Genomic DNA, 2,618 nt, shown 5'->3' with positions numbered 1-2,618 from the left:
GCGTATCCGATTATAATAGATTTCAATATATTCAAATAGTGCTTTATTAGCCTGCTTCCTCGTTTTGTAGTAACAGTCATGAATAATATGGGTTTTGAGTGTATGAAAAAAACTCTCAACAACCGCATTATCAAAGCAGTTTCCTCTTCGACTCATGCTTTGCCTTAGCCCATATTGTAACAATAATTGCTTGAAATCAGCACTGCAATATTGGCTTCCTTGGTCACTATGAATGAGTACATTTTTAGGAAAGTGACGCCGAAATAAAGCTTGTTTTAATGTATTACACACTAAATGGCGGTCTATGTAGCGACTGGTTTGCCTAGCAATCACTTTTCGTCCATATAAATCGATAATCACCGACAAATATAACCAACCTTCACCCGTTTTAATATAAGTAATATCGGTTACCCATGTTTTATTAGGCTTATCAGGATTAAATTGCCTATCTAACGTGTTGGGCACAATATTGCGATGAGCCGTGTCTGTTTTATGCTTGAATTTACGTGCTGCTTTACTATGCAATCTTAAACTACGTAATCCCAATTGTTGCAAAACACGGCTAATTGTCCTTTCTGAAACTTGATAGCCCGCTTCTCTTGCATCATGAAGCAGGCTTGGTGCACCCAAACGGGCATTATGTTGCCAATACTGCTTTTTAATATACTCGCTGAGTTTAGCTGATTTGTTTGCTCTTTTTAACCAAGCATAATAACCCGATGAACTGACACCAAGTAATGAGCATATCCTAGTAACGGGATAGCTGGTTAAATGATTTTTCATATAAGCGTACTTCACCGACTTGGATTGTTGATGATATGCACATGCGCCTTTTTTAGTATATCATTAGCCATTTTCAGTTCTTTAATCTCTTTTTCTAACGCCATAATCCGCTGTTGCTCAGCTGTTAACTTTCGACGGCTAGTTTTATTCGGGGAAAGTTGTTAATCCATTTATCTAGGGTTGATTTACCCACACCTAGATGGTTGGCAAGTTCGCTGATAGAAAGGTGTGCATTAGATAACGCATAATCCACTGATTGTTGTTTAAATTCGATACTAAATTTTTTGACCATGATATTTGCCTCCTATGATTTTTGTTTATATCATAGAGGCGACTTTTGTCCACTTTTTTGGCGAGGATCAACCAAAACAATAAAATAATAGAGATGAGCACTGTTTAATATTTTGGCGAGGAACATAATGTTAAAACAATCTTTTAATATCGAAGCTATATCAAAAATTATCAGTAAGCGAGATGTATGGAAATGGTCTCTTTGGAATAATAATTCAGAACACGAAAAGTGTTTAATAGAATTAGAAAGAAAGATTAATTCTAACAAATATTCTATTGCACCATTTAAAGAACATATACATAAAAATAAAAAAACATTTCAAGCTTCCTCTATCGAAGATACATTATCTATCAAACTATTGGATAAATATTTAAGACGAATATATAAGGTAAAACAATCTGATAGGCAAAAATTAATCCTACAAATAAAAAGCTTATTAACCGACAATGAAGATTTTAAAATAATTCGACTTGATATTGAAAAATGTTATGAATCCATTAATTTTTCAAAAATTTTAAGTAGATTAGAATCTGATATGCTTTTAGCACCTAATTGTCTTCAACTTTTAAATTCAATTCATGATATATGTGAAAAACAAAAAATTTCGGGCTTACCTAGAGGATTATCTATTTCTCCTACTTTGACTGAACTTTTTTTAGAAAAAATTGATAAAGGGTTAAAACACCAAGATGGTGTTATATATTTCAGAAGGTATGTTGATGATTATTTTATAATAGTTGAGTGTGGTAAAGAATCAACAATAGAAGGCTACATTATAAATGAATTAGATCAGATAGGGTTAAACATTAATAAAAAATCTGATAAATATGCAATTGCGCCATCAAGAGATTGTTGTTTTGACTACTTGGGATATAACTTTTCGACAATATATAAAGAAAAAAAAGAAAATACAGTTAATCTTTGTATTTCTAACTCAAAATTATCTAGAATAAAAAGTAAAATTGCCTTGTCCTTTAATGATTACAAAACAAATAAAAATTTCAATCTATTAAAGCAAAGAATTAATTATTTATCCTCGATCCGAATTATAAAAAAACACGAAAATGGTACTCTTTTAGGAGGGATTGCATATAGTTATTGTCATGTAACCGATGATTTTGAATTATTAAAAAAAATTGATGGCTTTTATATAAAAATGATTAATTCAAAAAGGTTTGGATTGACCGTTGCACAACAAAATGAATTGAAGAAAAAATCTTTCTATGGTTTTGTAAAAAATAAAAAAAAGTCTACTTTTACAAGAAAAAAAGTACAACATGGAATGGCAACACATTTTCAAACAAAAAAATTAAGGGGTAAGTGTTTTTTAAATTCAACGGGAGGCAAGTAGCCTAACGAAGAATGTAATCGTTTATGATTATACCAATAAGCATAAGCCGAAAAAGCGCGTTGTAATTCAGCCGTTGAGTTGAAACGTTGGCCTTTTACAAATTCCGTTTTAATTGTTTTAAATGTCGCTTCCGCTACCGCATTGTCATATGGACACCCTTTCTTGCTTAATGAATGCGTGATATTAAATGTC

The 2,618-nt window shown here is 31.7% G+C and carries 4 protein-coding genes; 1 reads left to right on the top strand and 3 read right to left on the bottom strand.

Annotated features, from left to right (window positions below; all coding sequences use genetic code 11):
* Together A9G38_RS11195 and A9G38_RS12110 are read right to left on the bottom strand one after the other, a co-directional pair.
* Positions 1 to 783 (bottom strand): IS3 family transposase (locus A9G38_RS11195; RefSeq protein ID WP_065623274.1); only part of this gene is annotated, 783 nt, incomplete at its 3' end.
* A 124-nt stretch (positions 784 to 907) separates the two neighbouring features.
* A complete protein-coding gene (locus A9G38_RS12110; protein WP_065623273.1) occupies positions 908 to 1,075 on the bottom strand; it encodes a helix-turn-helix domain-containing protein in 168 nt (55 codons plus the stop codon).
* 127 nt (positions 1,076 to 1,202) lie between these two features.
* Between A9G38_RS12110 and drt3a the strand changes: the two genes are divergently transcribed.
* Positions 1,203 to 2,426: an antiviral reverse transcriptase Drt3a gene (gene drt3a / locus A9G38_RS11185; RefSeq protein WP_034915076.1), complete on the top strand. Its 1,224-nt coding sequence runs from the start codon at positions 1,203 to 1,205 to the stop codon at positions 2,424 to 2,426.
* On the opposite strand, the gene A9G38_RS11860 is transcribed toward drt3a, so the two are convergent.
* Positions 2,372 to 2,618: integrase core domain-containing protein (locus A9G38_RS11860; protein ID WP_141671663.1), on the bottom strand; the 247-nt coding region annotated here is incomplete at its 5' end. The two genes, drt3a and A9G38_RS11860, sit on opposite strands and share 55 nt — an antisense overlap.

It is taken from the genome of Gilliamella sp. Imp1-1 (assembly GCF_001690415.1).
Classification (GTDB): Bacteria; Pseudomonadota; Gammaproteobacteria; order Enterobacterales; family Orbaceae; genus Gilliamella; species Gilliamella bombi.
Note: the sequence above shows the minus strand (reverse complement) of the source record. Positions and strands in the feature narration are given on the sequence as shown.

Bases quoted from the DNA above. Each gene is read 5' to 3' on its own strand.
- A9G38_RS12110 (WP_065623273.1), bottom strand. From the start codon at position 1,075: ATGGTCAAAAAATTTAGTATCGAATTTAAACAACAATCAGTGGATTAT.
- drt3a (WP_034915076.1), top strand. From the start codon at position 1,203: ATGTTAAAACAATCTTTTAATATCGAAGCTATATCAAAAATTATCAGT.